The organism is Geodermatophilus normandii, assembly GCF_003182485.1.
Classification (GTDB): domain Bacteria; phylum Actinomycetota; class Actinomycetes; order Mycobacteriales; family Geodermatophilaceae; genus Geodermatophilus; species Geodermatophilus normandii.
Genome location: NZ_QGTX01000001.1, coordinates 2756868 through 2781261 on the forward strand (window position 1 = coordinate 2756868; position 24394 = coordinate 2781261).

Below are 24394 nucleotides of genomic sequence, written 5' to 3' on the forward strand. Positions count from 1 at the left end.
CGACGTCAGTTCCGCGTGCGGTAGCGGCGCACGGTCAGCGGGCCGAGGACGGCGACCAGCGCGGCCGCCCAGACCAGCACGAGGACGACGTCGGAGCCGGCGACCTCGCCGTGCACCAGCCCGCGCACCGCGCTGACCAGGGAGCTGACCGGGTTCACCTCGACGGCGGCCTGTAGCCAGCCGGGCATCGTGGCGGGATCGACGAAGATGTTGCTGCCGAAGGTCAGCGGCGTGATCACCAGCATGCTCCAGCCCATCACCGCGTTCGGCGTGCGCACCACGAGCGCCAGGTAGGTCCAGATCCAGCCGAGCGCGAAGGCGAACACCAGCAGCAGGGCCACCGCGGCGAGGACGCCGGCCGGCCCGCCCTCCGGCCGGAACCCCAGCGCGAGGCCCAGCCCCAGCACCACGGCCGAGGCGAGGGCGAACCGGACGACGTCGCCGAGCAGGGCGCCGACCAGCGCGCTGGGCCGCCAGACCGGCAGCGAGCGGATGCGGTCGAAGACGCCCTTCTCGATGTCGGTGTTGAGCGCCACCCCGGTGTACATCGTGATCATGAGGATGCTCTGCACGAGGATGCCCGGGAGGAAGAACTGCAGGTAGCGGTCGACCGAGCCGGCCAGCGCGCCGCCGAACAGGTACGTGAAGATCAGCGTCAGCATCACCGGGAAGACGGTGACGTCGAACAGCTGCTCCGGGACGTACTTGATCCGCAGCAGCGTCCGCCAGCCGAAGGTCGCCGACGCCGCCAGCGGGCCCTGCGGCCTCGGGCGGTCGGCCGACCCGAGGGCCGCGAGGACCGCGGCGGTGTCCGGCGCGGTGGCCTCGGCGGTGGCGGGCGCGGTCGAGGTGGCGGTCATCGCGGGTCCTCCGGAGCGGGGGTGCCGGTGCTGTCGGCGGGCCGGCCGGTCAGGGCGAGGAAGACCTCGTCGAGGCTCGGCTGCCCGAGGGCGAACTGCGCCAGCGGGATGCCGGCGGTCTCCAGGGCGGTGAGCGCCCGGGCCGCTGGGGCGGCGTCCCGCACCGAGGCCGTGAGGGCCGCGGGGTCGGCGTCCGCGGTGACCGGGACGGCCAGGACGCGCTCGAGCAGCGCGCGGGCGGTGCCGCGGTCCTCCGGGTCGGCCACCCGCACGTGCAGCGTGCCCGAGCCCACCGACGCCTTGAGCTGCCCGGGCGTGCCCTCGGCGATCACCCGGCCGGCGTCGATGACGGAGATGCGGTCGGCGAGCTGGTCGGCCTCGTCGAGGTACTGGGTGGTCAGCAGCACCGTCGTCCCGCCGCGGACGAGCGCGCGGACGACGTCCCACACCTGGTTGCGGCTGCGGGGGTCCAGGCCGGTGGTCGGCTCGTCGAGGAAGACCAGGTCGGGCCGGACGACGATGCCGGCGGCGATGTCGATGCGCCGTCGCATCCCGCCGGAGTAGTGCTTCACCTGCTTGCCGGCCGCCTCGGTGAGGCCGAAGGCGGCCAGCAGCTGGTCGGTGCGCTGGCGCGCGGCGGCCCGCGAGTAGCCCAGCAGCCGGGCGAGCAGCAGCAGGTTCTCCGCGCCGCTGAGCATCTCGTCCAGGGAGGCGAACTGGCCGGTCAGGCTGACCCGGCCGCGGACGGCGTCGGCGTCGGTGACGACGTCGTGGCCGAAGACCCGCGCCGATCCGCCGTCGGGCGGGAGCAGGGTGGCCAGCATCCGGATCGTGGTCGTCTTGCCCGCCCCGTTGGGGCCGAGGAAGCCGTGCACGCCGCCCCGGGGGATCTGCAGGTCGACGCCGGCCACGGCGGTCGTGGCGCCGAAGCGCTTGACCAGGCCGACGGCCTCGATCGCCAGGACCCCGCTGTCGCCGCCGGTCGCCTGTCCACCGGCCGGCGCCGCGTCGCCGACGTACGCCGTCACGTGCCCCACCCCCTGCCTCCGAGTCGGGTGCCCGCACGGTGCCGCACGGGTCCGACAGTCCGGACCGGCCGAGGGGAGGGGAGTCATCGGTCCCGCGCCGCGACGCGTCTGTTTAGGTGTGCCTACCCTGGGCTGCTGCCGGACAGCCGTCGACGTCTGTGGGAGGACCCGTGACCAGGCCCGGGCGGGCGACCGCCGTTGTTGTCTCCGCCGTCTGTCTGTCCGGCGCGCTGGCCGCCTGCGGCAGCGCCGGGGCGTCCGGCTCGGAGGCGCTCACCGTGTACAGCGCGCAGCACGAGAGCCTGGTGCGCACGATGCTCGAGGGCTTCACCGAGGAGACGGGCATCGAGGTGGAGTTCCGCGACGGCAACGACGCCGAGCTCGCCAACCAGATCGTGCAGGAGGGTGAGGCCTCGCCGGCCGACGTCTTCCTCACCGAGAACAGCCCGTCGATCGCCGTGCTCGACCGCGAGGGGCTGCTGGCTCCACTGGACGAGTCGACGCTCGGCCAGGTCGGTGAGCAGTTCCGGCCCTCGTCGGGGACCTGGACCGGCTTCGCCGCCCGCTCGACCGTGCTGGTGTACGACCCGGCCGCGCTGTCGGAGGACGAGCTGCCGGCGTCGATCCTGGAGCTGGCCGACCCGGCGTGGGAGGGCCGCATCGGCATCGCCGCCGGTGGCGCGGACTTCCAGGCGATCGTCGCGGCGGTCCTGGCGCTGCACGGCGAGGACGCCACGCGGGCCTGGCTCGAGGGGCTGGAGCGCAACGCCGGCGTCTACCAGAGCAACACCGCGGTGATGGTGGCCGCCGACGAGGGCGAGATCGACGCCGGCGTCATGTACCACTACTACTGGTACCGCGACCAGGCCGAGGGCGGCCTCAAGGGCGACGACGCCCGGCTGCACTTCTTCGGCGGGCAGGACGCGGGGGCCTTCCTCAGCGTCTCCGGCGCCGGGGTCCTCCGGTCGTCCGACCGGCCCGAGGACGCACAGCGGCTCGTCGCCTGGCTGACCGGGCGGGAGGCGCAGGAGCGGCTGGCCGAGAGCACCGCCCTCGAGTACGCCGTCGGCACCGGCGTCGCCTCGGCCGGGGCACTGCCCCCGCTCGACGGGCTGGGGGCGCCGGCCGTCGACCCCGGCTCCCTCGACCAGGACCGGGTCACCGAGCTCATGCAGGAGGTGGGGTTGCTCTGAGCGTCGCCCCCTCCGCCCGCCCCGGTCCCGTGACCCCGGCCGCGCGGGGCCGGCGCGCGCCCGCGGCGCGCCGCTCCCCGGTGACGGTGCTGCTGGCCGTCGCCGTCGCGGCCCTCGCGCTGCTGCCCCTGGTGCACATCGCGGTGGCCGCGGTCGACGTCGGCTGGAGCGGGGTCGCGGAGCTGGTGTTCCGGCGGCGGGTGGCCGACCTCCTGGGCAACACCCTCCGGCTGGTCGCCGGTGCCGTGGCCGTGTGCACGGTGCTGGGCGTGGGCGCGGCCTGGCTCGTGGAGCGCACCGCCCTGCCCGGCCGCCGGGGATGGCACGTGCTGCTCGTCGCGCCGCTGGCGCTGCCGGCCTTCGTCAGCAGCTCGGCGTGGATCTCCCTGCTGCCCGGGCTGGACACCTACGGCGGCGCCCTGCTCGTGGTGTCGCTGGCCTACGCGCCGTTCGTGTACCTGCCCGCGGTCGCCGCCTTCCGCGGCCTGGACCCGGCGCTGGAGGAGACCGCCCGGGGCCTGGGCCTGTCGAGCTGGGCGGTGTTCCGGCGGGTGCAGCTGCCCCAGCTCCGGGTGGCCGTGCTCGGCGGTGCACTGCTGGTCGCCCTGCACGTGCTCGCCGAGTTCGGCGCCCTGGCGATGCTGCGCTACCCGACCTTCACCACGGCCGTCTACGACCAGTACCGGGCCACGTTCAACGGCGCGGCCGCCACCATGCTGGCCGGGGTCCTGGTGCTGCTGTGCCTGGTGCTGCTCCTGGCCGAGATCCGGCTGCGGGGCGCCCGCGGCTACGCCCGCACCGGGGCCGGCGCCGCCCGCCAGCCGCGCCCCGTCCGCCTCGGGGTGCTCACCGGTCCCGCCCTGCTGGCCCTCGCCACGGTGGTCGGGCTGGCGCTGCTCGTGCCGGTGGGCGCGCTGGTGTCCTGGTTCGCGACCGGCACCTCGGCGCGGGTCGACTGGGCGGTCCTGGCCGCCACCACCGGGACGACGCTCGCCCTCGCCGCCGGGGCCGCGGCGGTCACCACCGCGCTGGCCCTGCCGACGGGCTGGCTCGCCGTCCGCCGCCGGGGACCGCTGGCCACCCTGCTCGAGCGCACCACCTACCTGGGCAGCGCGGTACCGGCGATCGTCGTGGCCCTCGCGCTCGTGACGGTCAGCATCCGGTTGCTGCCGGGCCTCTACCAGACCGTCCCGGTGCTGCTGGCCGCCTACGCCGTCCTTTTCCTGCCCCGGGCGATCGTGACGGTGCGCGCGGCGGTCGAGCAGTCGCCACCGGTGCACGACGACGTCGCGGCCTCCCTCGGCGTCCCGGCGCCGGCGCGGCTGTGGCGGGTGACCCTGCCGCTGCTGGCCCCCGGGATCGGGGCGGGGCGGCGCTGGTGTTCCTGGCGGTGGTCACCGAGCTCACCGCCACGCTGCTGCTCGCGCCGACCGGCACCGAGACCCTGGCGACGGCGTTCTGGTCGGCCAGCAGCGCCCTGGAGTACGGCGCCGCCGCGCCCTACGCCGTCGTCATGGTCCTGCTCTCGGCACCGGCCACGGTGCTCCTCTCCCGCGACGTCCGACGAGGTCTGACCACATGAGCGCGCTGACCGTCACCGGCCTGGCGAGGTCCTACGGCCGCACCCCGGTGCTCACCGGGGTGGACCTGCACGTCCCCAGCGGGACGACGACCGCGCTGCTCGGCCCCTCCGGCTGCGGGAAGACGACGCTGCTGCGCATCGTGGCCGGCTTCGACGACCCCGACGCCGGGACGGTCGAGCTCGGCGGCCGGGTGGTGGCCGGCGCCGGCCGCGGGGTGCCCGCCCGCCGGCGCGGCATCGGGTTCGTCCCCCAGGAGGGCGGGCTGTTCCCGCACCTGAGCGTGGCCGGCAACGTCGCCTTCGGCCTGCCCCGCCGGCTGCGCCGCGACCGCGCGCGGATCGCCGGGCTGCTCGCGTTGGTGGGCCTCGACGTGGCGCTCGCCGACCGCGCTCCGCACCAGCTCTCCGGCGGCCAGCAGCAGCGGGTCGCGCTGGCGCGCGCGCTGGCCCCCGAGCCGTCGCTGGTGCTGCTCGACGAGCCGTTCTCCTCCCTCGACGCCGCGTTGCGGGAGGACACCCGCCGCGCCGTCGTGGAGGCACTGCGGACCACCGGCGCGACCGCCGTCCTCGTCACGCACGACCAGGCCGAGGCGCTGTCGACCGCCGACCAGGTCGCGGTCATGCGCGGTGGCACCCTCGCCCAGCTCGCCGACCCGCGGACGCTGTACCGCGAGCCCCGGGACCTGGACGTGGCGGCCTTCGTCGGGGAGGCCGTGGTCCTCGACGGGGTGGCCGCCGCGGGCCGGGTGACCTCCGAGCTGGGGGAGCTGACCCTGGGCAGGCCCTGCCCGGACGGGCCCGTCCGGGTGCTGCTGCGCCCCGAGCAGCTGCGGCTGGCCGGCGGTCCCGGCGTCCCCGCGCGCGTGTGCGGGATCGACTTCTACGGGCACGACGCCCGGGTCGAGCTGCAGCTGTCCTCGGGACTGCGGGTCAGCGCGCGCGCCGAGGGCGCGGACCTGCCGGTCCCCGGGTCGCAGGTGACCGTCGCCGTCCGGGGCGCGGCGGTGCCGTTCCCGGCCGTCCCGTCGGGAGGCCGCCCGGAGGTGCCGGCACCCGCCTGATGCCGCGGCCCCGGGGGGACCTGGGCGCCGGCCGTGGGTTAGGTGTGCCTAAGCTCACGACCCGTGGACCTCCTCCTCTTCTCCGTGGACCCCGTCTGGGGGCGCGACGTGGTCGCGGCCGGCGCGGCCGGGATCGTCGTCGACTGGGAGCGCCGCGGGAAGCACCGCCGGCAGGCCGGCGAGGGCACCCAGATCAACGCCGACACCCTCGAGGACCTCGTCCGCATGCGCGCGGCCACCGACGGCCGGCTGCTGTGCCGGGTCAACGCCGCCGGTCCCTGGACCGCGCGCGAGGTCGCCGAGGCCGTCGCGGCGGGGGCCGACGAGGTCCTGCTGCCGATGGTGCGCACGCCCGAGGAGGTCGACCGCACGCTGGACCTGGTCGCCGGCCGCTGCGGGCTGGGCATCCTCGTGGAGACGCAGGACGCCGTCGACCGGGTCGCCGAGCTCGCCCGGCGGCCGCTGTCGCGCATCTACGTCGGGCTCAACGACCTGCGCATCGACCGGCGGTCGCAGGAGCTGTTCCGGCCGCTGGTCGACGGGACCGTCGACGCCGTGCGCGCCGCCGTGGGGACGCGCTTCGGCGTCGGCGGGCTGACCCTGCCCGGCGGCGGGTTCCCCGTGCCGGGGATGCTGCTGGCCGCGGAGCTGGTCCGGCTGCGCACCGACTTCACCTTCCTCCGCCGCTCGTTCACCGCGGACATGGCCGGGCGCGACCCCGCCGTCGAGGTGCCGCGGCTGCTCGCGGCGCTGGCCGACCTGTCCGACGCCGACGCCGCCACCGCAGCGGAGCGGCGTGCCGGCTTCGTGGCGGCGGTGGAGGGGACGGCGGCCGTCGACGGGCTGCGGGTCGCCCAGCCGGCGTGAGCGGCCGGGCGCTGGTCACCGGCGCCGGCGGGTTCGTCGGCGGCCACCTGGTGGCGCGGCTGCGGGCCGACGGCTGGGACGTGACCGGCCTGACCCGTGCCGACGTCGACCTCGCCGACCCCGTCGCCGCCGCGGCCGCCGTGCGGGCCGCGGACCCCGACGTCGTCTTCTCCCTGGCGGCCGGCCGTGCCAAGGCGACCGCGGCGGAGCGCGCCGCCACGGTGGCGGTCAACACCAGCCCGTGGCTGGTCGACGCCCTGCCCGGGCGCTGCCGCGCGGTGGTCCGTCTCGGGTCGTCCACCGAGTACGCCGCCGGCCCGCGACCGCTGGACGAGGACGCCCCGCTGCGCCCCCGCGGCTTCTTCGGCGCGACCAAGGCGGCCGGGTCCCTGCTGCTGCAGGCGGCCGCCGCCGAGCGGGGCGTGCGGGCCACGGTGCTGCGCGCGTTCCAGGTCTACGGGCCCGGCGACCACCCGACCCGGCTGGTGCCGGTCGTGCTCGCCGCCGCGCGCACCGGCGCGACGGTGCCCCTCCCGGCCGGGGTCAGCCGGCGCGACTGGGTGTGGGTCGGGGACGTCGTCGACGCCTGCGTGCGGGCCGCGCTGGCCGACTCCCTGCCCTCCGGCAGCGTGCTCAACGTCGGCACCGGCGTGCAGACCGGCGTGGCCGAGCTCGTCGCCGTCGCCGAACGGGTCACCGGCCGGCCGATCGCCACCGCGCCCGGTACCCATCCCGGCCGGCACTGGGACACCGCCGACTGGGTGTGCGACCCCCGCGCGGCGCGGTCCCTGCTCGGGTGGGAGCCGACCGTCGGCCTCGAGGAGGGGCTGGCGCGCACGTGGGCGGCGCGGTGAGCGGTCCCCGCGTCGCCGTGGTCGTCCCCGTGTACGGCAACGAGGGGACGCTGCGGCCGCTGGCGGCGCGGCTGGCGGCGGCGCTCGCGGGCCGGGACTGGCGGCTGCGGCTGGTGGTCGACGCCTCGCCCGACGGCAGCCTCGCGGTCGCGCGCGAGCTCGCGGCGGCCGATCCGCGGGTGGCCGTCACCGCCCTGGAGGTCAACGTCGGCCAGCACCGGGCGCTGGCCACCGGGCTGCACGTGGAGGACGCCGACGTCTGGGTGTGCCTGGACGCCGACCTGCAGGACCCGCCGGAGGCGGTGCCGGCCCTCCTCGACCGGCTGGCCCGGGGCGACGCCGGCGCGGTCTTCGCCGGCCGCCGGGGGCGGTACGAGTCGCCGCTGCGGCGGCTGACCGGTGACGCGCACCGGCGGGTGGCCGCCCGCCTCACCGGCCTGCCGCCCGACGCCGGTGCCTTCCTCGCCCTCGGGCCCGCGGTGCGCGACGCCGTCGTGGCGGCCGTGCTGGCCGGGTCCGCGCCCAGCGTCGTGCTCGCCGCCGGCCTGGCCGGCACCCCGCTGGCCAGCGTGCCGGTCGAGCGGGACCGCCGGCCGGAGGGGACGTCGGCGTGGACCGGCCGGGCCCGGCTGCGCCAGTCGCTGCGGTCGCTGGCCTGGGCGGCGGGGCGCCGGGTCAGCGGGTCCAGAGCTGGACGACGAGGTCGGTCTTCGTCGCCGGGAGGTCCCAGGTCCGGGTCAGGGACAGGCCGGCGTCCCTGAGGACCGCGTCGTCGTCGGTGGGCACCGGCTCCCCGTCGATGAGGCGGCGGACCAGCCAGACGCGGTCGGCGTCGGCGGGGGCGTCGTCGGGTGGGAGGACGACGTCCGGGCGCAGCCGCGGGCCCAGCGTCCGGACGAAGTGGTCGAGCCCGAGCGCCGCGCGCTGGTCGGCCGCCACCACCGGCTCACCGGGGCGCTGCTCCTCCAGCAGGAGGGCGACGGCGTCGTCGGAGCGCTCCCGCGGCTCCCGGACCGCCAGCGGCGCGCTCGCCAGGAGGGACAGGCCGACCAGCGCGGCGGCCACCGGCGTCCGCGCGCCCCGGGGCAGCGCCGTCGCACCCGCCGCGGCCAGGACGCCGAGCCCGAGCAGCCCGGCCAGCAGGTAGCGGGGCAGGTACACCGGCCGGACGGTCTCGGCGGCCAGCAGGAGGAGCAGCGGGACGAGCACCCAGCAGACGCCGACCACGCGCACCCCGGCGCCGCGCAGCGCGCCGACCACGGCGAGCCCGACGGTCAGGTACAGCAGCGGCGTGCGACCCCCGGCCCAGGCCTCCACGGCGAGGTCGGCGAGCGTGCCGCCGGTGTCGCGCAGGTGCTCGGCGTTGCGCGAGCCGGTGCCGTTGAGCAGGTTGACGCCGATCAGCGCCGCCACCGGCAGGGCGGCGAGAGCGCCGACGACCACCACCCGGACGGCCGCCCGGCCGCGGAGAAGGAGCGCCGCGACGACGAACGCGGCCAGCACCGTGACGGCGTACCAGTGCATCAGGCCCATCCCGGCGCCGGCGAGGCCGAACAGCAGCAGCCCGCGCCCGTCCTGCAGCCAGCGGGCCAGGCCCAGCAGCGCCCCGCCGGTGGCCAGGACGGCGAGTCCGTAGCTGCGGGCCTCCACGGCCTGCTCGAGCAGCAGCGGGGCGGTCGCCAGGACGAGGCCGGCCAGGACGCCGGTCGCCCGGCCCGCCAGCCGGGTCACCGCCCGCGACACCAGCGCCAGCCCCCCGGCGGTGGCCAGCACCGAGGACACCCGCAGGGCGGTGTCGCCCCCTAGGCCCGGCAGCGAGACCCACAGGTGCACGACGAGGTAGTAGGGCGCGTTGTAGGAGGGCGGGACGTCGGCGAGGTAGCTGGTGACGCCCTCGCCGGTGGCGATCGCCCGCAGGATGTCGGCGAGCGGACGGCGGGCGACCTCGGCGGTGAACGCCTCGTCGAACCAGAGCCCGTGGCCGGGGGCGAGCAGCCCCGCGCAGAGCAGCACCAGCAGCGCCGAGGGGAGCAGCTCCACCGGGGACCAGCGCCGCGGGCGGTCCGTCGGCGCCGGGGCGTCCGCCGCCGTCGTCGTCGTCGCCACGGGACCGCAGCGTAGGCGGCCCGCTTCCGCCGGCAGAGCCGGCGCGACACCCGGCACGAGTTGGTCACCGTGCCCCCACCGCTCGCGGACTTGCGGCGGGCACCTGCCGAATGCCGACCGCGCGTGGTGGACGGCGAACCTCACAGCGCCGGTCGGTGAGCCATCGGCCGCCGTGCAGGGGCCCGCCGCCAGCGTGCGAGCGGTGGGGGGCACGGTGGTCCTTACCGACGTCGCGGACGCCGTCTGTGCCGCCCTCGGACGGGACGTCCCACCGCATCCGCCCAGGTCAGTGCCTGTTTCTGTCGTACCCCCGCTCTAGGTTCGTGGTGTGTCCGGGAGCGGTATGGGATCGGTGGCCGACGCGCCGTCGTCCGTGCCGCGGCTGGACGAGGCGCCGCGGCTGGATGAGGCGTTGGCGGTCGGGTCCTGGTCGGTGGCGGAGCAGGCTGCGGAGTTGGAGCGGCTGCAGGCGCACCGGTCGGCGATCGCGGCGTTCGAGTGCCGGCTCATCGCCGGGCTGGCCGGCGCCCGTGCCGACTTCTTCGACACCTCGATCGAGCGGGGCGGTGAGCGCCCGGCGTCGTGGTCGGAGGGCGGGCTGGCCGGGGTCGGTGAGTTCTTCGTCGACGAGCTGGCCCAGGTGCTGCGGTGCTCGGTCACCGAGGCATCCGTCCGTGCCGAGCTGGCCCTGGTGCTGACCCGCCACCTGCAGGCCACCTGGGCGGCGCTCGCCGACGGGCGCATCGACTGGCCGCGGGCGCGGGCGATGGCGGCGGAGGTGTCCGAGCCGGTGCGCCGCGGTGACCGGACGGCCGTCGTCGCCGCCGTGGAGGCCCTCGTGCTGCCCCGGGCGATGGACCTCGGCGTGCGGGCGCTGCGGACGGCGGTGCACCGCGAACTCGTGCGCCTCGACGAGGGCGCGGCCGACCGGCGACGGAAGGAGGCCCGCGACTGCGCCGACGTGACCGTCCGGCCGCTGCCGGACGGCATGTCCGAGCTGATCACGCTCCTGCCGCACGAGACCGCGGTGGCGATCCGCGAGACCGCTGACGTCTCCGCCCGCATGGCGAAGGAGGCAGGGGACGCACGCCCGATCGGCGTCATCCGCGCGGAGGTCCTCGCCGACCTGGTGCTGCGTCCCTGGGACGACTCGCGGCCACCGGTCACGGCCCACCTGACGGTGCTCTCTCCCCTGTCTGCTCTGGAGGGCCGCCGCGGTGGTGGACCGGCGGAGGTCGACGGCCAGCCGATCACCTCTGCTCACTTGCGCGAGCTCCTCGGCCGGCTGGACGCCCTGTGCCCGGGTGGGCTGCAGGTCCCCCGTGGCGGCAGCGTCGACGCCGCCTTGACGGACCCGGTCAGCGGCCGCCTGCGCGCCGTCGTGCCCATCGAGGAGCTCCGCCGCCTCGCCGGACGCGGTTGCCCCGACCACCCCTCGGGCGCCTGCGGCTGCCCGGTGCTCGACCGGCCGGTCGTCGCCGACGGCTACCGGCCCAGGCGCGCCCAGTACCGGTTCGTCACCACCCGCGACCGCACCTGCCGGATGCCCGGCTGCTGCATCCGGGCGGGGCACGCCGACCTCGACCATGTCCTCCCGCACCCCGAGGGCGCCACTGACTGCACCAACCTGTGCTGCCTGTGCCGCCGGCACCACCGCCTCAAGACCCACGGCCGTGGCTGGCAGTTCGCCATGGACGCCGACGGGGTGCTCACCGTCACCACACCCACCGGCACGACCCGCGTGACGAGACCACCGGGCCTCCGCGAGCCGTCGGCGGACGCACCGCCGTTCTGACTTCCCGGCGTCAGGGGTCGGTGCGGGCGCCGCGGGCGCGCTGCAGGGCCGGACTGCCGATCCACAGCCAGCCGAGCAGCACCGCGACGACACCGCCGGTGACCAGGGCCAGGGGGAGGGTGAAGAGGAAGTCGACCACCAGCACCACCGCGGCCACGATCGCGACGGCCAGCACGCACAGCCCCAGGAAGGCCAGGCGGTTGCTGCGCCGCAGCAGGTCCTCCTTGTCGTGCTGCCGGAACAGCGCGCGGTGCTGCGCGGCCGGCGCGATGAGCAGGGCGGTGGCGGCGACCGCGGCGACGAGGGTCACGAAGTAGACGTCGCGCTGGAAGTCGGTGGCCCGCTCCGTCGCCTGCTGGAACGGCACCACCAGCAGGAAGGCGAAGAGGAACTGCACGCCCGGCAGCGCGATCCGCAGCTCGTTGAGCAGCTCCATGAGCTCCCGGTCGATGCGCTCGGCGTGGGTCTCGTCGCGGTCGTCCGCTCCGCGACGGTCCTCCCCGGCCCTCCGGTGTCGGGGTCCCGGATCCGGCCGCGCATCCCGTCGTGCCCGCTGACCAGAGCCCGTCGTCGCCATGTCCGTGGGTCTCCCCTCCAGCTCCGGCCGTCCCCCGGCGCCCCGCGACCCCCGGCCGTTCAGCGGCCGTATACCCGGCGGCCACCTGGTGATCACCTGGGAACCGTCCGGTACCGGGTAGGGGAGGGGCATGTCGATGTGGGAGCCGATGACGCCGAACCGCCACCGCCCGGACGACGAGATCGCCGCCGCGGACCCCGGTGCCGGCGCGCCACCGCCGGCCGCGGGCTTCGGCGTGGAGGGCGAGGAGCCGGACCGTCCCGAGCAGGCCGAGGCCCCGCCGGTCGCGCCCGGCGCTCCCGACACCGTCTTCCGCACGCCGGACCCCGCCGACGTCCGGCGCGAGCGCGGCGCCTGAGGACCGGTCAGATCAGCGGGCTGGGCGCCGTCCCGGGGCCCTCGTCGGGCTGGTCGGCCTCGCGCAGGTCGTGCGCCATGCGCACCCGGGCGGCGGGGTACACGTCGACGGCGCCGTCGGCGTCCTCGAGGTAGCACCATCCGTCGGCGAACAGCACGTGGCAGTCCTCGTACACCTCGCGCGCCGTCGGGAGGCCGCCCGGCTCGGCGATCTCGATGCGACCGGCTCTGTGCCACTGCCCGGGCCTGATCCTGCGGAAGTCCATGGCGGCCACCGTGGCACCGGCTGCGGGTGTCCGGCCAGTCCGCGGCGGCCCGGGTGGTCGGGCGTCTCGTACCGTCGACGGCGTGGACCTGACCGTTCTCCCGCCGCGCACCGCCGACGAACTCGACGCCATGCGCGCCGCCGGGCGCGTGGTGGCGCAGACGCTGGCGGCGGTGCGGGCGGCGGCGGTCCCCGGGGTGAAGCTGCGCGAGCTCGACGACCTCGCGAGGACGACGATGTACGAGGCGGGCGCGACCTCGTCGTTCCTCGGCTACAAGCCGTCCTGGGCGCCGACGGCCTACAACGGCGTCCTCTGCCTGTCCCCGAACGAGGTCGTCGTGCACGGCCGGCCGAGCGGCCAGCGGCTCAAGGACGGCGACCTGCTCAGCGTCGACTGCGGCGCGGTCGTCGACGGCTGGAACGGCGACGCCGCGTTCTCCGTGCTGGTGGGGGAGCACCCCTCCGACGCGGACGCCCGGCTCGTCACCGCGACCGAGGAGGCGCTCGCCGCCGGCGTCGCCGCCGCGGTGCCGGGCGCGACGCTGCTCGACGTCGCCCGCGCCGTCGACGCCGTCGCCCGCCGGTACGGCTACGCGCACCTGCCCGACCACGGCGGGCACGGCATCGGCCGGTCGATGCACGAACCGCCGTTCGTGCCCAACCAGCCGCTGGCCGGGCTGGACCGCGTGCGCCTGCACACCGGCAGCACGCTCGCGATCGAGCCGATGCTCCTGGCCGGCGGCGAGCGCTACCGGCACAAGAGGGACGGCTGGGCGGTGGTCACCGCCGACGGCAGCCGCGCCGCCCACGTCGAGCACACCGTGGCGGTCACCGACGACGGGCCGGTCGTCCTCACCGCCGCCTGAGCCGGCCTCACCGGCGCCGGCGCCGGGTCACCGCCCGCCGCAGCGCGCGCCGCTGCGCCCCGGCCAGCGGCGGCGGCGCCCACGACGTCGACGGCGGGTGCAGCGCGGTGCCCAGCTCCACGCGCAGCAGGTCCACCGTGTCGAGGAGGCTGCCGTGCTGCGACCAGCCGGCCGGGTCGGTGCGGGGGTCGACGAGCAGGGCGTCGGCGAGCCGGCCGCGCAGCTCGAGCAGCGTCCCCAGCCGGTCGGCGTCGGAGGGCGGCGTGGTCCCGGCGGCCACCGTCGCGGCGTCGTGCAGGGTGGTGGCGACGGCGCGCAGCACGTCGGCCAGCGCCTCCCGCGCGGGCCGCGACCACGCCTGGCCGGCGTCGTCCTCGGGCAGGAAGTAGGTGCGGTCGAGCAGCACGCGGGTGAGCGTGCGCAGGCTGACGTGGACGCGCTCGAGGGCGTTGAGCGTGTTGCGCAGCCGGGGCTGGGCCTCGCGGGCCACCCGCCCGCGGGGGTTGAGCCGGGCGCTCTCCTCGGTGCGGGCCAGGCGGCGGTCGGCCCGGGCCACCTCCGTTCCCAGCCCGCGGGCGCGCTCGAGCAGGGAGTCGGCGACGCGGCGCGACCACGTGCCGCCCAGTGCGCTCGCCACGTCCTCGCAGAAGCCGGCCATGCGCTCGGCCAGCTCCGCGATCGCCTCGCTGGCCGGCTGGACGTACAGCGGTGGCGCGACGAGCAGGTTCACCAGGACACCGACGCCCGCGCCGATCAGCGTCTCGGTGATCCGGCCCAGCGCCGCGTTCTCCGCTCCGCCCACGGCCAGCACGAGCATCGCGCTGATCGGGACCTCGGCCAGGTGGGGCCCGAGCCGCAGCAGCCGCCCGACCACCAGCGAGATCCCGACGACGAGGCCGAGGCTCCACCAGGTGAGCCCGACGACGGAGGCGAACAGCACCGCGATGAGGACCCCCGCGGTGACGCTCGCGACCCGCTCCCAGCCGGTGGCCAGCGTCTCGTACAGCGTGAGCTGCACGACCAGCAGCGCGGTCAGCGGGGCGAGGATCGGCGAGCTGGTGGTGTCCAGCCAGGTGGCGATCTGGAAGGCCACCACCGCGGCCAGCACGGTCTTGGCGGTGCGCAGGCCGGGGGTGCGCCCACGCCGCACCAGCCGGGCGACCAGCGAACGCGGTCCGGCCACGGGTGCAGTGTCCCCGCCGAGCGGCCCCCGACGCGCGCCGGCCGCCGTCCGCGGGTGCGGACGGCGGCCGGGGAGTGCGGGGCCGGCCGAGGCCGGACTGCGGGTGTCGGTCCGGGACACGGTCCCCCAGGGAGCCCGGTCCGGCCGTCCCCGGGCCGGCGGCCCGGGGGCGTCAGCGGCGGGAGACGCCCTTGATGACCTCGCTGGCCCGCTGCTGCTCACCGGCGTAGGAGCTGACGACGACGAGCGCGCCGGTCAGGGCCGGGATGACCCACTGCAGCGAGTCGAGCTGCTCCTGGGCGGCGGCGATCTCGGCCTTGGTGCGCTTCGTGGGCTTCGTGCCCGAGCGCGACGAGGGGTTGGCCGCGCCGCTGCCGGTGCCGTTCACGACCTGCCCCAGCGAGCGGCTGTAGGCGGTGACGCCGAGGGCGGCGGCCGTGAGCAGGGTCTTGAGCGCGGACATGCCGGCCACGCCCTCCTGCTGGGCGACCCGGCCGCGGTTGCCGATGAGCTGGCCGACGCTGCCCACGAGGTGGGCGCCGATCGCCACGGCGTTGACCGGCGTCCACCGGTTCCAGCCGACGTTGGCGACCTTCCCGGTGTCCTTGCCGGCCTCGCCGGCGGCGGGGTTCAGGGCCACGGCGTTGGCGAGCGTGCCGCCGAACCAGGCGGACAGGCCGAGGTCGTGCAGGGCGCGGGACACGGTGTTGCGGGCCATCGGATCTCTCCTGGGGGAAGTGGACGGGAGCCCGCCACCTACCCGCTCAACCCGAGGCCATGCCCGGCACCAGCAAGAGGATCGCGCGCAACGGGCCGCCCTCAGCGGGCGAAACGCAGCGCCGACCGGGCCCGGGCCTTCTCCGCCTCGACCTCGCGGTCCTTCGGCGGCGCCGTCGTCACCAGGGCGTCGAGCAGCCGCGCGGAGGCGGCGGCCACCTCGGCGACGGCGCGGTCGAAGGCCTCGGCGTTGGCCCGCGACGGGTGCGTCGCGCCGCTGATCTTGCGCACGTACTGCAGCGCCGCGGCCCGGACCTCGTCCTCGGTGGCCGGCGGCTCGAAGTTCGACAGGGGGCGGATGTTCCGGCACATGCGCCGCAGCGTATTGCCGCGGTACGACCGCGGGGGCCCGGGAACGGCCCCCGCGGACGGTCAGAAGCCGGCGCGGTCGACCCTGCGGTGGTACCGGGTGCCGAGCTTGCCGCCGAGCAGGGCGCCGGCCAGCGTGGCCACCAGGATCGCGGCGAGCGTGACGATCCCGGCGGTGGTCGCCGTGCCCTCGTCGATCGGGATGCGCGGCAGGTCCAGCTGCCGGAGGACGTTGTACTGCGCGCCGAGCACGGTGCCCACGACGGCCAGCACGACGACGACGAGCAGGCCGACCAGCCACACCGCCAGCCCCTGCCGGATGCCGTCGAAGCGGGCCATCCGGCCGGCCACGTAGCCGCCGGCGAGGTAGGCGAGGAACAGCACGACCAGCACGGCGATCGCGCCGCCGAGCCCGATGCCGGCGGCCTGGTCGGTGGCCTCCCCGACGGTGTCGACGCCCTGGGCCAGCCCGAGGCCGACGCCGGCCGCCGAGACCAGCGCGATCAGGACCACCGCCAGCCCGTTGGCCGACAGCCACCCGAAGAACGCCGCGCCCCACTTGATCCCGCCGAAGCCGTCGCGCTGGGCTGCGATCGCGTCGCGGCCCGGGCCGCGGGTGACGTGCGACCCCTCCGCCGGAACGGTCGTGTCGGGGTGGCGGTGGGTGCGGTCGCTGCTCGGCATGGGGCCTCCTCGTCGCTGGGTGCTGGTCGGGCGGGTACCCGCTCCTCGCACGACCATGGACGGGGTCACCCGGGAGGAGGACGCGTGACGGTCCTGCTCGTCGACGCCGCCAACGTCGTGGGCGCCCGCCCGGACGGCTGGTGGCGCGACCGGGCGGGGGCCACGGCCCGGCTGCTGGACCGCCTGGCCGCGCCTCTGACGGACGACGACGTGCCCGGCCTCGACGAGGTGGTGGTCGTCGTCGAGGGCGCGGCGCGCGACGTGCCGGCCCCGGACGGCGTCCGGCTGGTGCGCGCCCCCGGCAGCGGCGACGACGCGCTGGTCGCCGAGGCCGCGGCCCTCGCCGCCGCCGGCCGGGCGGTGCTCGCGGTGACCGCCGACCGCGGCCTGCGCGGGCGGCTGCCCGCGCAGGCCCAGGTGCGGGGGCCGGGCTGGCTGCTCGGGGTGCTCGATCGCATGGCGGGCAACCGACCGGGGTAGGCGGGGAGCGACCCCGAGACCGAGGAGCCGTCCCCGCATGCCACAGACCGTGCTGATCACCGGTGCCTCCAGCGGCATCGGCCGTGCCACCGCCCGCCTGTTCGCCCGGCGCGGGGCGGTGCTCGTGCTGCTCGCGCGGGGCCGTGAGGCGCTGGAGGAGACCGCGGCCGAGGTCCGGGCGGAGGGCGCGGCCGACGTCGTCGTCTGCCCGGCCGACGTGCTCGACGAGGACGCGCTGCGCACCGCCGTCGAGGGGACCGTGCAGCGCTTCGGCAGCCTCGACGTCGTCGTCCACGCGGCGCAGGTGGTCGCCTACGGGCGGATCGAGGAGGTGCCCAGGGAGGTGTTCGAGCGCGTGGTCGACACCGCGCTGCACGGCACGGCCAACCTCGCCCGCGTCGTCCTGCCGCAGTTCCGCCGCCAGGGCGAGGGCCACCTGGTGGTCGTGAGCTCGCTGCTGGCCTCGGTGGCCACGCCGCTCATGGGCAGCTACATCAGCGCCAAGTGGGGCCAGCTCGGCCTGATCCGGGTGCTGCAGCAGGAGACCCGCGACGTCCCCGGCATCCACGTCTCGGCGGTGGCGCCCGGTGGCGTCAACACCCCGATCTACTCGCAGGCCGGCAGCTACATCGGCCTCAAGGGCCGCCCGCCGATCCCGATCTACTCGCCGGAGCGGGTGGCCCGTTCGGTCGTCGCGCGCCTGGACCGGCCCCGGCGGCTGGTGCAGTCCGGCTTCGCCAACCCGGTCGTGATCCTCGGCTTCCGGTTGTTCCCGGCGGTCTACGACGCCCTGGTCGGGCCGCTGCTGCGGGTGTTCGCCCTCGCCGACGACCAGCGGACGCCGCCGACCGAGGGCAACGTCTTCGAGTCGAGGCCGGCCGGCAACGCCGAGAAGGGGCGCTGGCACGGCATCCCCTGAGTCCGCGGTGTGAGCGGCCGTGGCCGCCGGCGCGGGGTGTCGACGTCCGCAGCGCTGGCGGCCGGTCGCCGGGGGCGCCATCGTCGTCGCGGCGGTGGCCGTCAGGGCGCGGCCGGCCGGCAGGGGAGGAGCGGCACCGTGACCGACCGGGAGTACGACGCCGAGTTCGACGTCGAGGGGCTCGCCGACGACGTCGAGATCCTCGTCGACGTCTGGGGCGTACCGCACCTCTACGCCGGATCGCGCGACGACGTCCACCTCGCGCAGGGCTTCAACGCCGCCCGCGACCGGCTCTTCCAGATCGACCTGTGGCGGCGGCGCGGCAACGGACTGCTCAGCGAGGTCCTCGGGGATGCCTTCGTCGAGCAGGACCGGGCCAACCGGCTGTTCCGCTACCGCGGGGACGTGCGCGCCGAGTGGCTCGCCTACGGCACCTCGACGCGGGCGGTGGTCACCGCCTTCACCCGCGGGGTCAACGCCTACGTCCGCTGGGTCCTCGACCACCCCGAGCACCTGCCGCCGGAGTTCCGCGTCCACGGGTACTTGCCGGCGGAGTGGGCTCCGGAGGACGTCGTGCGGTTCCGGACGCACGGGCTCTTCGCCAACGTGGAACAGGAGCTGGCCCGGGCACTGACCCTGCGGGACGCCGGAGCCGCGGTCGAGGAGGTGCGGCACGCACGGGAGCCGGCCGACCCGCTGGTGCTCCCCGAGGGCACCGACCTCGGGCGGCTCGCCGACGAGGTGCTGCGGGTGTACCGGCTGGCGTTCTCCCCGGTCGACCTCAGCGGCCGGCCGGCGCCGGGCGACTGGCGCGAGTCGCTGGCCGGCAGCAACAACTGGGTGGTGGCCGGCTCCCGGACGGCGACCGGTCGGCCCCTCCTGGCCAACGACCCGCACCGCGCCGTCGGGCTGCCCTCGCTGCGCTACCTCGCCCACCTCGACGCCCCGGGCATGAGCGTGATCGGGGCCGGCGAGCCGGGCCTGCCGGGCATCTCGATCGGCCACAACGGCGCGGTCGCGTTCGGGCTCACCATCTGGCCGGCCGACGCCGAGGACCTCTACGTCTACGAGCTCGACCCCGCCGACCCGGGCCGCTACCGCTACCGCGACGGGTACGAGGCGTTCACCCGCGAGACCGACTCCGTCGCCGTGGCGGGCTCCGACCCGGTCGAGGTCGAGCTGCTGTACACGAGGCACGGCCCGGTGGTGCACCACGACCCGGCCCGCGGCACCGCCGTCGCCGTCCGCGCGGTGTGGCTCGAGCCGGGGATGTCGCCGTACCTGGCCAGCCTCGAGTACCAGACGGCGGCCGACGCCGACGCCTTCGTCGAGGCGCTGTCGCGCTGGGGCGCCCCCGGCGTCAACCAGGTCTACGCCACCGTGGCGGGCGACATCGGCTGGCAGGCGTGTGCGCTCGTGCCGCGGCGGGACGGCTGGGACGGCTCCCTGCCCGTGCCCGGCGACGGCCGCTACGAGTGGAACGGCTTCGCGCTGGCCGAGGAGCTGCCCGGGGTCCGCAACCCCGACGCCGGCTGGTTCGCCACCGCCAACCAGGAGAACCTGCCCCCCGACCGGGACCCCCGCCTGGCGATCACCCACGACTGGTACTCCCCGGCGCGCTACGAGCGGCTCTCGGACTGGCTGGCGGCGAACGACGCGGTGAGCGTCGAGGACAGCCTGCGCATGCAGTGGGACGCGGTGAGCGTGCACGCCCGCGCGGTCTGCCGGGCGCTCGCACCGGTCGACGGGCAGGCGGTGCGCGACCGCGACGTCCTCGACCGGCTGCGGGCCTGGGACGGCGAGGAGGGGGTCGACTCGTTCGAGGCCCTCGTCTTCGAGGTGTGGCTGCGCCGGCACCTGCGGCCCTGGCTCCTGGAGGAGCTGCTCGACCGCGAGGGCGTCGCACCGGAGCAGCGGGCGACCGCCCGGCGGACCGTGCTGCGGGACGAGTCCACGGAGTCCGACCTGCGCGGTGACCTCCGGATGCTCGCCGCGTACGGGTCCTCCGGCGACCGGCTCACCGCCGGCGTCGACGCCACGCTGCGGGCCGCGCTGGAGGAGCTGGAGACCCTGGTCGGCCCCGACCGGTCGGCCTGGACCTGGGGACGGCTGCACCACACCCGGCTGGTGAACACCGCGCTCGCCGGTGCCGAGGGGATCCCGGCCGGGTGGCGGGAGGTCGGCCCGGTGCCGCGTGCCGGGAGCGGTGACACGGTCGGGATGGCGGGCTACGGTCCGGACTTCCGGCAGACGCACGGCTCGACCTTCCGCATGGTGCTCGACGTGGGTGAGTGGGACAGCAGCCGGGCGGTCAACGCGCCCGGGCAGTCCGGGGACCCGCGCTCGCCGCACTACGCCGACCTGTTCGAGTCGTGGGCGGCGGGCGGGAGCTTCCCGCTCGTCTACAGCCGGGAGGCGGTGGAGGCCAACGTCGGCACCCGGATCCGCCTGCGCGCCCCGCGGTGATCCGGGCGGTGCGCGACCCGAGGAGACGGGAGGCAGGCGATGACCGTCCGCCGCGCGACGCTGGCCGGGCACACGTACGAGTTCCCGACCCTCGTGGAGCTCATGGCCAGGGCGACGCCGCTGCGCTCCGGTGACGTGCTCGCCGGCTGCGCCGCGGAGTCGGCCGCCGAGCGGGTGGCCGCCCAGACCGTGCTGGCCGACCTGCCGCTGGCCACCTTCCTCGACGAGCAGGTGGTCGGCTACGACGAGGACGACGTCACCCGCCTGGTGCTCGACACCCACGACGCGCGGGCCTTCGCGCCGGTCGCCTCGCTGACGGTGGGGGAGTTCCGCGACCGGCTGCTCGCGTGGGCGGCGGCCGGCGACGAGGCGTCGATCAGCGCGCTGGCGCCGGGGCTGACGCCGGAGATGGTCGCGGCGACGTCGAAGCTCATGCGCACCGCCGACCTGGTCGCCGTCGGCCGGCGGGCGCGGGTGGTCACCGGGCTGCGCAGCACGCTCGGCCTGCCCGGGACGCTGGCCTCGCGCCTGCAGCCCAACCACCCCACCGACGACCCGGTCGGTGTCACCGCCTCCATCCTCGACGGCCTGCTGCACGGCTCCGGCGACGCCGTCATCGGCATCAACCCGGCCACCGACTCACCGGCCCGCACGGTGGCGCTGCTCGAGCTCGTCGACGCCGTCGTCAGCCGCTACGCGATCCCCACCCAGTCGTGCGTGCTCGCCCACGTGACGACGACGCTGCGGGCCCTCGAGCAGGGCGCCCCGGTGGACCTCGTCTTCCAGTCGGTGGCCGGCACCCAGGAGGCCAACCGCGGCTTCGGCGTCACCCTGGACCTGCTCGCCGAGGCCCGCGCCGGCGCGCTGGCGCTGGGCCGCGGCACGGTGGGCGAGGACGTCACCTACTTCGAGACCGGGCAGGGCTCGGCGCTGTCGGCCGGCGCGCACCTCGGCGTCGGCGGGCGGCCGGTGGACCAGCAGACGCTCGAGGCGCGCGCCTACGGGGTGGCCCGGCACTTCCGCCCGCTGCTGGTCAACACCGTCGTCGGGTTCATCGGGCCCGAGTACCTCTACGACGGCAAGCAGGTCCTGCGCGCCGGGCTCGAGGACCACTTCTGCGGCAAGCTGCTCGGCCTGCCCATGGGTGTGGACGTCTGCTACACCAACCACGCCGAGGTCGACGGCGACGACACCGACGCCCTGATGCTGCTGCTCGGCGCGGCCGGCTGCTCGTTCGTCATCGCCGTCCCCGGCTCGGACGACGTGATGCTGCACTACCAGTCGCTGTCGTTCTCCGACGTCCTCACCACCCGCTCGGTGCTCGGGCTGCGGCCGGCGCCGGAGTTCGAGGCCTGGCTGGCCCGGATGGACCTGCTCGGCGACGACGGCCGGGTGCGCGAGCTCCCCGCCGACGCACCCGCGGCGAGGGCCCTCCTCGCGGCGGCGACGCCGTGACCGGCCCGGACCGCCGTCCGCGCGCGGAAGGCGACGACCCGTGGGCGGTGCTGCGGTCGGCCACGCGGGCACGCGTGGCGCTCGGGCGGGCCGGGGACGCGCTGCCCACGGCCCGCGAGCTGGAGTTCCGGGCCGCGCACGCCGCCGCCCGCGACGCCGTCCACTCGCCCCTGGACGCCGACCGGCTGCGCGCCGACCTCGGCGGCGAGGTGCTGGTCGTCGCCTCCGCCGCGACCGACCGGGCCACCTACCTGCAGCGCCCCGACCTCGGCCGGCAGCTCGCCGGGGGGACGACGCTGCCCGCGACCGGCGCCGACCTCGCGGTCGTGCTGGCCGACGGGCTCTCGCCGCGGGCGGTGCACGCGCACGGGCCGGGGCTCGCGGCCGCGCTGCTCGAGCGGCTGCCCGGCTGGTCGGTGGCGCCGCTGGTGGTCGCCACGCAGGCGCGGGTGGCGCTGGGCGACGCCGTCGGGGCGGCCCTGGGCGTGCGCGCGGTGGTGGTGCTGATCGGCGAGCGGCCGGGGCTGTCGTCGGCGGACTCCCTCGGCGTCTACCTCACCTGGGACCCGCGGCCGGGGCGGGTGGACTCCGAGCGCAACTGCGTCTCCAACGTCCGCCCGCCGCACGGGCTGTCCTACGCGCAGGCCGCCGACACCGTCGCCGCGCTGCTGGGTGCCGCCCGCGAGCTGGGCGCCTCGGGCGTGGCCCTGAAGGACGAGGGGCCGGTGCTCCCGCCCGGCGCGGGCTGAGCGGGAGCACCGGGCCGGCCGCTCAGGCGAGGAACCGCTCCACGAGCGGCTGCTCGGTCGGCGCGTTCCAGAACTCGGCCAGCTTCCCGTCCCCGTCGAAGCGGACGACCTGGGCGACGAGCGTGTCGAGGTGCCGGTCCCCGCGGTGGGCGGTGAACCGCACCAGGGCGGTGCCGTGCTCGTCGTCGGCACACAGGAGGACCGGGTCGGCGCGGAAGCTGTTCTCCGTCATCTCCATGAGGCGGCCGAACATCGCGAAGACCGCCTGCGGTCCCTCGTAGTCGCCGGAGATCGGCGTGTTCCCCGGTTCGTGCCAGCGGATGTCGGGGCGCCACTGCTCGGTCAGCGTGGCCAGGTCCGACTTGGCGAAGGCCTCGTAGCCCTCGCGCATGCGGACGACGTTGGGGTGGTCGGACACGGTGCGGTCCCTCCCGAGGACGGATCCCCCGTGGATGGCCCGAGCAGTGTCGACCCGGCGGGGGAGCGGGAGGGGCGGCCGGCGCGCGGCCCGGTGTGGCGGTCGCCGTCCGTTCCCGCGGGGGTGTCCCGCGTCAGCGGCGCCGGCGCAGCCGCGACCGGAGGCCCTGCCGGACCGGCCCGGGGGGCTCCTCACCGGGCCCCGGGACGGCGGCCGCGGCGGCGTGCCGCTGGTGCAGCCGGGCGCGGACGTCGTCGGGCGTGTAGGCGCGCCGCTGCCGCTCGCCGCGGACCAGCACCGCTCCGGTGGCCGCCACGCCGGCCAGCCCGGCCAGGCCGAGCAGCTTCCAGACCCGCTCCGGTACCCGCACGGTCGCCTACCGTAGCCGCGTGATCGCGCCGCGGACCCTCGCCCTGGACGACGCGGTCGAGCTGACCCGCACCGGCGACGTCTGGGTGTTCCGCGGCGCCTCGCTGGCCGACCGCGCGATCCGGGCGGTGACCAACGCGCCGGTCAACCACGTGGGCATGGCCGTCGTCCTCGAGGACCTGCCGCCGCTGCTCTGGCACGCCGAGCTGGGCCGCTCGCTGCCCGACGCCTGGACCGGCGAGCACCAGCGCGGCGGCCAGCTGCACGACCTGCGCGACGCCGTGGTCACCTGGCGGCAGCGCTACGGGCAGCGCGCGTGGCTGCGCCAGCTGGTCGGCCCGGCCGACGACGGCGGGGTGACCCCGGCGATGGAGGACGCCGTCCTGCGCACCGTCGCCCGGTTCGACGGCCGGCCCTTCCCGACGACCCGCGGGCTGGTGCGCGGCTGGCTCACCGGGCGGCTGCGGCGCGGCACCGCCGCCGAGACGGTGTTCTGCGCGGAGCTGGTGGCGGCCACGTACACCGCGATGGGCCTGCTGCCGGCCGATCGGCCGCGCAACTGGTACGACCCGGGCAGCTTCTGGTCCGGCGACGACCTGCGGCTGCTGCAGGGCGCCACGCTCGGCCCGGAGGTCCCGGTCGACGTCCCCGCGGCCGGTCACTGACCCGCCCGGCGGGCACTCGTGCTCTGCCCCTGGTGGCGGGGCAGAGCACGAGCCTGCGCGGACCGGGACTGTCGTACCCCGGCGGTAGACAGGTCGCAGAGCACGGGGATCCGCCCAGGAGGCCGGACATGTCCACTCTCGCGATCCACCCCACCGCCACCGCCGCCGTCACCACCGCCGCCGTCACCACCGCCGTGGCGCACCGCCCGACGACCGGCCTGGTGAGGGACCTCCTCGCCGTCGCCTGGGAGCCCGGTGCCGCTCCGCCGCGCGAGGTCCGCGTCCGCCCGGAGCTGGCCGACCGGCTGTGTGCGCAGCTCGGCTGGGACGGGACCGCGCACCGCCTGCTCGGCGAGCCGGCCGGCGTGCCGCTGGTCGTCGACCCGCAGCTGCCGCGCAGCCCCGGCTTCGAGGTGCGCCGGGTCCCGCCCGGCGCCCGGGCCCACCCGCTCGCTCCGACCGCCTGAACTCCCCCCGCGCGGCGGAGCGGGTTCCCCCGCGCGGGGGAG

27 protein-coding genes are annotated in these 24394 nt (G+C 76.7%); 16 read left to right on the plus strand and 11 right to left on the minus strand.

The window, feature by feature from the left end:
* Positions 1 to 5: 5 nt before the first annotated feature.
* Together JD79_RS13470 and JD79_RS13475 are read right to left on the minus strand one after the other, a co-directional pair.
* Entirely contained in the window at positions 6 to 860 is an 855-nt protein-coding gene (locus tag JD79_RS13470; RefSeq protein WP_110005935.1) for an ABC transporter permease, read from the minus strand.
* Entirely contained in the window at positions 857 to 1888 is a 1032-nt protein-coding gene (locus JD79_RS13475; RefSeq protein ID WP_245900076.1) for an ATP-binding cassette domain-containing protein, read from the minus strand. Before JD79_RS13475 ends, JD79_RS13470 begins: the two co-directional genes overlap by 4 nt.
* A gap of 170 nt (positions 1889 to 2058) precedes the next feature.
* Here JD79_RS13475 and JD79_RS13480 point away from each other — a divergent pair, with 170 nt between their 5' ends.
* From JD79_RS13480 to JD79_RS13505, 6 genes are all read left to right on the plus strand, one after another.
* On the plus strand, positions 2059 to 3081 hold the full coding sequence (locus JD79_RS13480) for an iron ABC transporter substrate-binding protein (RefSeq protein ID WP_110005937.1): 1023 nt from the start codon (positions 2059 to 2061) through the stop codon (positions 3079 to 3081).
* Positions 3082 to 3110: 29 nt separating this feature from the next.
* The gene (locus JD79_RS13485; protein WP_245900077.1) at positions 3111 to 4655 is read left to right on the plus strand and encodes an ABC transporter permease; all 1545 of its coding nucleotides are present in this window, start codon (positions 3111 to 3113) and stop codon (positions 4653 to 4655) included.
* A gap of 4 nt (positions 4656 to 4659) precedes the next feature.
* The gene (locus JD79_RS13490; protein WP_110005938.1) at positions 4660 to 5724 is read left to right on the plus strand and encodes an ABC transporter ATP-binding protein; all 1065 of its coding nucleotides are present in this window, start codon (positions 4660 to 4662) and stop codon (positions 5722 to 5724) included.
* Positions 5725 to 5787: 63 nt separating this feature from the next.
* The gene (locus tag JD79_RS13495) at positions 5788 to 6591 is read left to right on the plus strand and encodes an aldolase/citrate lyase family protein (RefSeq protein WP_110005939.1); all 804 of its coding nucleotides are present in this window, start codon (positions 5788 to 5790) and stop codon (positions 6589 to 6591) included.
* Positions 6588 to 7445: an NAD-dependent epimerase/dehydratase family protein gene (locus JD79_RS13500; protein WP_110005940.1), complete on the plus strand. Its 858-nt coding sequence runs from the start codon at positions 6588 to 6590 to the stop codon at positions 7443 to 7445. The genes JD79_RS13495 and JD79_RS13500 overlap by 4 nt, the downstream gene beginning before the upstream one ends.
* A complete protein-coding gene (locus tag JD79_RS13505; protein ID WP_110007694.1) occupies positions 7442 to 8206 on the plus strand; it encodes a glycosyltransferase in 765 nt (254 codons plus the stop codon). The genes JD79_RS13500 and JD79_RS13505 overlap by 4 nt, the downstream gene beginning before the upstream one ends.
* Here the strand turns inward: JD79_RS13505 and JD79_RS13510 are convergent.
* Positions 8121 to 9551, minus strand: coding sequence for a glycosyltransferase family 39 protein (locus JD79_RS13510; RefSeq protein ID WP_110005941.1), 1431 nt, complete (start codon positions 9549 to 9551; stop codon positions 8121 to 8123). The two genes, JD79_RS13505 and JD79_RS13510, sit on opposite strands and share 86 nt — an antisense overlap.
* Positions 9552 to 9879: 328 nt before the next feature.
* Between JD79_RS13510 and JD79_RS13515 the strand changes: the two genes are divergently transcribed.
* Complete coding sequence (locus tag JD79_RS13515; RefSeq protein WP_146220446.1) at positions 9880 to 11346, plus strand: HNH endonuclease signature motif containing protein; 1467 nt, start codon at positions 9880 to 9882, stop codon at positions 11344 to 11346.
* 10 nt (positions 11347 to 11356) lie between these two features.
* Here the strand turns inward: JD79_RS13515 and JD79_RS13520 are convergent, their stop codons facing one another.
* Positions 11357 to 12055, minus strand: a complete 699-nt coding sequence (locus JD79_RS13520) for a DUF6328 family protein (RefSeq protein WP_342767662.1) — start codon at positions 12053 to 12055, stop codon at positions 11357 to 11359.
* Here JD79_RS13520 and JD79_RS13525 point away from each other — a divergent pair.
* Entirely contained in the window at positions 12054 to 12281 is a 228-nt protein-coding gene (locus tag JD79_RS13525; protein ID WP_110005943.1) for a hypothetical protein, read from the plus strand. The genes JD79_RS13520 and JD79_RS13525 overlap by 2 nt on opposite strands.
* Before the next feature lie 7 nt (positions 12282 to 12288).
* Here the strand turns inward: JD79_RS13525 and JD79_RS13530 are convergent, their stop codons facing one another.
* A complete protein-coding gene (locus tag JD79_RS13530) occupies positions 12289 to 12546 on the minus strand; it encodes a hypothetical protein (RefSeq protein ID WP_146220447.1) in 258 nt (85 codons plus the stop codon).
* Positions 12547 to 12628: 82 nt separating this feature from the next.
* Between JD79_RS13530 and map the strand changes: the two genes are divergently transcribed.
* Positions 12629 to 13411 carry a type I methionyl aminopeptidase gene (gene map, locus JD79_RS13535; RefSeq protein ID WP_245900078.1) on the plus strand — a complete coding sequence of 261 codons (783 nt, stop codon included), beginning with the start codon at positions 12629 to 12631 and terminating at the stop codon, positions 13409 to 13411.
* Between the two features lie 7 nt (positions 13412 to 13418).
* Here the strand turns inward: map and JD79_RS13540 are convergent, their stop codons facing one another.
* From JD79_RS13540 to JD79_RS13555, 4 genes are all read right to left on the minus strand, one after another.
* On the minus strand, positions 13419 to 14594 hold the full coding sequence (locus JD79_RS13540; RefSeq protein ID WP_170149199.1) for an FUSC family protein: 1176 nt from the start codon (positions 14592 to 14594) through the stop codon (positions 13419 to 13421).
* Between the two features lie 172 nt (positions 14595 to 14766).
* The gene (locus tag JD79_RS13545) at positions 14767 to 15312 is read right to left on the minus strand and encodes a hypothetical protein (RefSeq protein WP_110005947.1); all 546 of its coding nucleotides are present in this window, start codon (positions 15310 to 15312) and stop codon (positions 14767 to 14769) included.
* A 101-nt stretch (positions 15313 to 15413) separates the two neighbouring features.
* A complete protein-coding gene (locus tag JD79_RS13550; RefSeq protein ID WP_110005948.1) occupies positions 15414 to 15683 on the minus strand; it encodes a DUF2277 domain-containing protein in 270 nt (89 codons plus the stop codon).
* A gap of 60 nt (positions 15684 to 15743) precedes the next feature.
* Entirely contained in the window at positions 15744 to 16364 is a 621-nt protein-coding gene (locus tag JD79_RS13555) for a hypothetical protein (RefSeq protein ID WP_110005949.1), read from the minus strand.
* Between the two features lie 84 nt (positions 16365 to 16448).
* Between JD79_RS13555 and JD79_RS13560 the strand changes: the two genes are divergently transcribed.
* The 5 genes from JD79_RS13560 to eutC all read left to right on the plus strand — a co-directional run bounded on the left by JD79_RS13560 (position 16449) and on the right by eutC (position 22433).
* Complete coding sequence (locus JD79_RS13560; RefSeq protein ID WP_110005950.1) at positions 16449 to 16844, plus strand: hypothetical protein; 396 nt, start codon at positions 16449 to 16451, stop codon at positions 16842 to 16844.
* Positions 16845 to 16881: 37 nt separating this feature from the next.
* Positions 16882 to 17763 carry an SDR family NAD(P)-dependent oxidoreductase gene (locus tag JD79_RS13565; RefSeq protein WP_110005951.1) on the plus strand — a complete coding sequence of 294 codons (882 nt, stop codon included), beginning with the start codon at positions 16882 to 16884 and terminating at the stop codon, positions 17761 to 17763.
* Between the two features lie 138 nt (positions 17764 to 17901).
* Positions 17902 to 20229 carry a penicillin acylase family protein gene (locus JD79_RS13570; protein WP_110005952.1) on the plus strand — a complete coding sequence of 776 codons (2328 nt, stop codon included), beginning with the start codon at positions 17902 to 17904 and terminating at the stop codon, positions 20227 to 20229.
* 39 nt (positions 20230 to 20268) lie between these two features.
* Entirely contained in the window at positions 20269 to 21684 is a 1416-nt protein-coding gene (locus JD79_RS13575; protein WP_110005953.1) for an ethanolamine ammonia-lyase subunit EutB, read from the plus strand.
* A complete protein-coding gene (eutC, locus tag JD79_RS13580; RefSeq protein ID WP_110005954.1) occupies positions 21681 to 22433 on the plus strand; it encodes an ethanolamine ammonia-lyase subunit EutC in 753 nt (250 codons plus the stop codon). The genes JD79_RS13575 and eutC overlap by 4 nt, the downstream gene beginning before the upstream one ends.
* 22 nt (positions 22434 to 22455) lie before the next feature.
* On the opposite strand, the gene JD79_RS13585 is transcribed toward eutC, so the two are convergent.
* Positions 22456 to 22851: a nuclear transport factor 2 family protein gene (locus JD79_RS13585; protein WP_110005955.1), complete on the minus strand. Its 396-nt coding sequence runs from the start codon at positions 22849 to 22851 to the stop codon at positions 22456 to 22458.
* A gap of 133 nt (positions 22852 to 22984) precedes the next feature.
* A complete protein-coding gene (locus tag JD79_RS13590) occupies positions 22985 to 23221 on the minus strand; it encodes a hypothetical protein (protein ID WP_110005956.1) in 237 nt (78 codons plus the stop codon).
* Between the two features lie 19 nt (positions 23222 to 23240).
* On the opposite strand from JD79_RS13590, the gene JD79_RS13595 reads away from it, so the two are divergent.
* A complete protein-coding gene (locus JD79_RS13595; protein WP_245900079.1) occupies positions 23241 to 23885 on the plus strand; it encodes a hypothetical protein in 645 nt (214 codons plus the stop codon).
* 128 nt (positions 23886 to 24013) lie between these two features.
* The gene (locus JD79_RS13600; protein ID WP_110005957.1) at positions 24014 to 24352 is read left to right on the plus strand and encodes a hypothetical protein; all 339 of its coding nucleotides are present in this window, start codon (positions 24014 to 24016) and stop codon (positions 24350 to 24352) included.
* The last annotated feature ends 42 nt before the right edge of the window (positions 24353 to 24394 follow it).

Coding starts and splice junctions, on each gene's coding strand:
- JD79_RS13470 (WP_110005935.1), bottom strand. CDS start 860: ATGACCGCCACCTCGACCGCGCCCGCCACCGCCGAGGCCACCGCGCCG.
- JD79_RS13490 (WP_110005938.1), top strand. CDS start 4,660: ATGAGCGCGCTGACCGTCACCGGCCTGGCGAGGTCCTACGGCCGCACC.
- JD79_RS13525 (WP_110005943.1), top strand. CDS start 12,054: ATGTCGATGTGGGAGCCGATGACGCCGAACCGCCACCGCCCGGACGAC.
- JD79_RS13520 (WP_342767662.1), bottom strand. CDS start 12,055: ATGCCCCTCCCCTACCCGGTACCGGACGGTTCCCAGGTGATCACCAGG.
- JD79_RS13530 (WP_146220447.1), bottom strand. CDS start 12,546: ATGGACTTCCGCAGGATCAGGCCCGGGCAGTGGCACAGAGCCGGTCGC.
- JD79_RS13545 (WP_110005947.1), bottom strand. CDS start 15,312: ATGGCCCGCAACACCGTGTCCCGCGCCCTGCACGACCTCGGCCTGTCC.
- JD79_RS13550 (WP_110005948.1), bottom strand. CDS start 15,683: ATGTGCCGGAACATCCGCCCCCTGTCGAACTTCGAGCCGCCGGCCACC.
- JD79_RS13555 (WP_110005949.1), bottom strand. CDS start 16,364: ATGCCGAGCAGCGACCGCACCCACCGCCACCCCGACACGACCGTTCCG.
- JD79_RS13565 (WP_110005951.1), top strand. CDS start 16,882: ATGCCACAGACCGTGCTGATCACCGGTGCCTCCAGCGGCATCGGCCGT.
- JD79_RS13575 (WP_110005953.1), top strand. CDS start 20,269: ATGACCGTCCGCCGCGCGACGCTGGCCGGGCACACGTACGAGTTCCCG.
- JD79_RS13600 (WP_110005957.1), top strand. CDS start 24,014: ATGTCCACTCTCGCGATCCACCCCACCGCCACCGCCGCCGTCACCACC.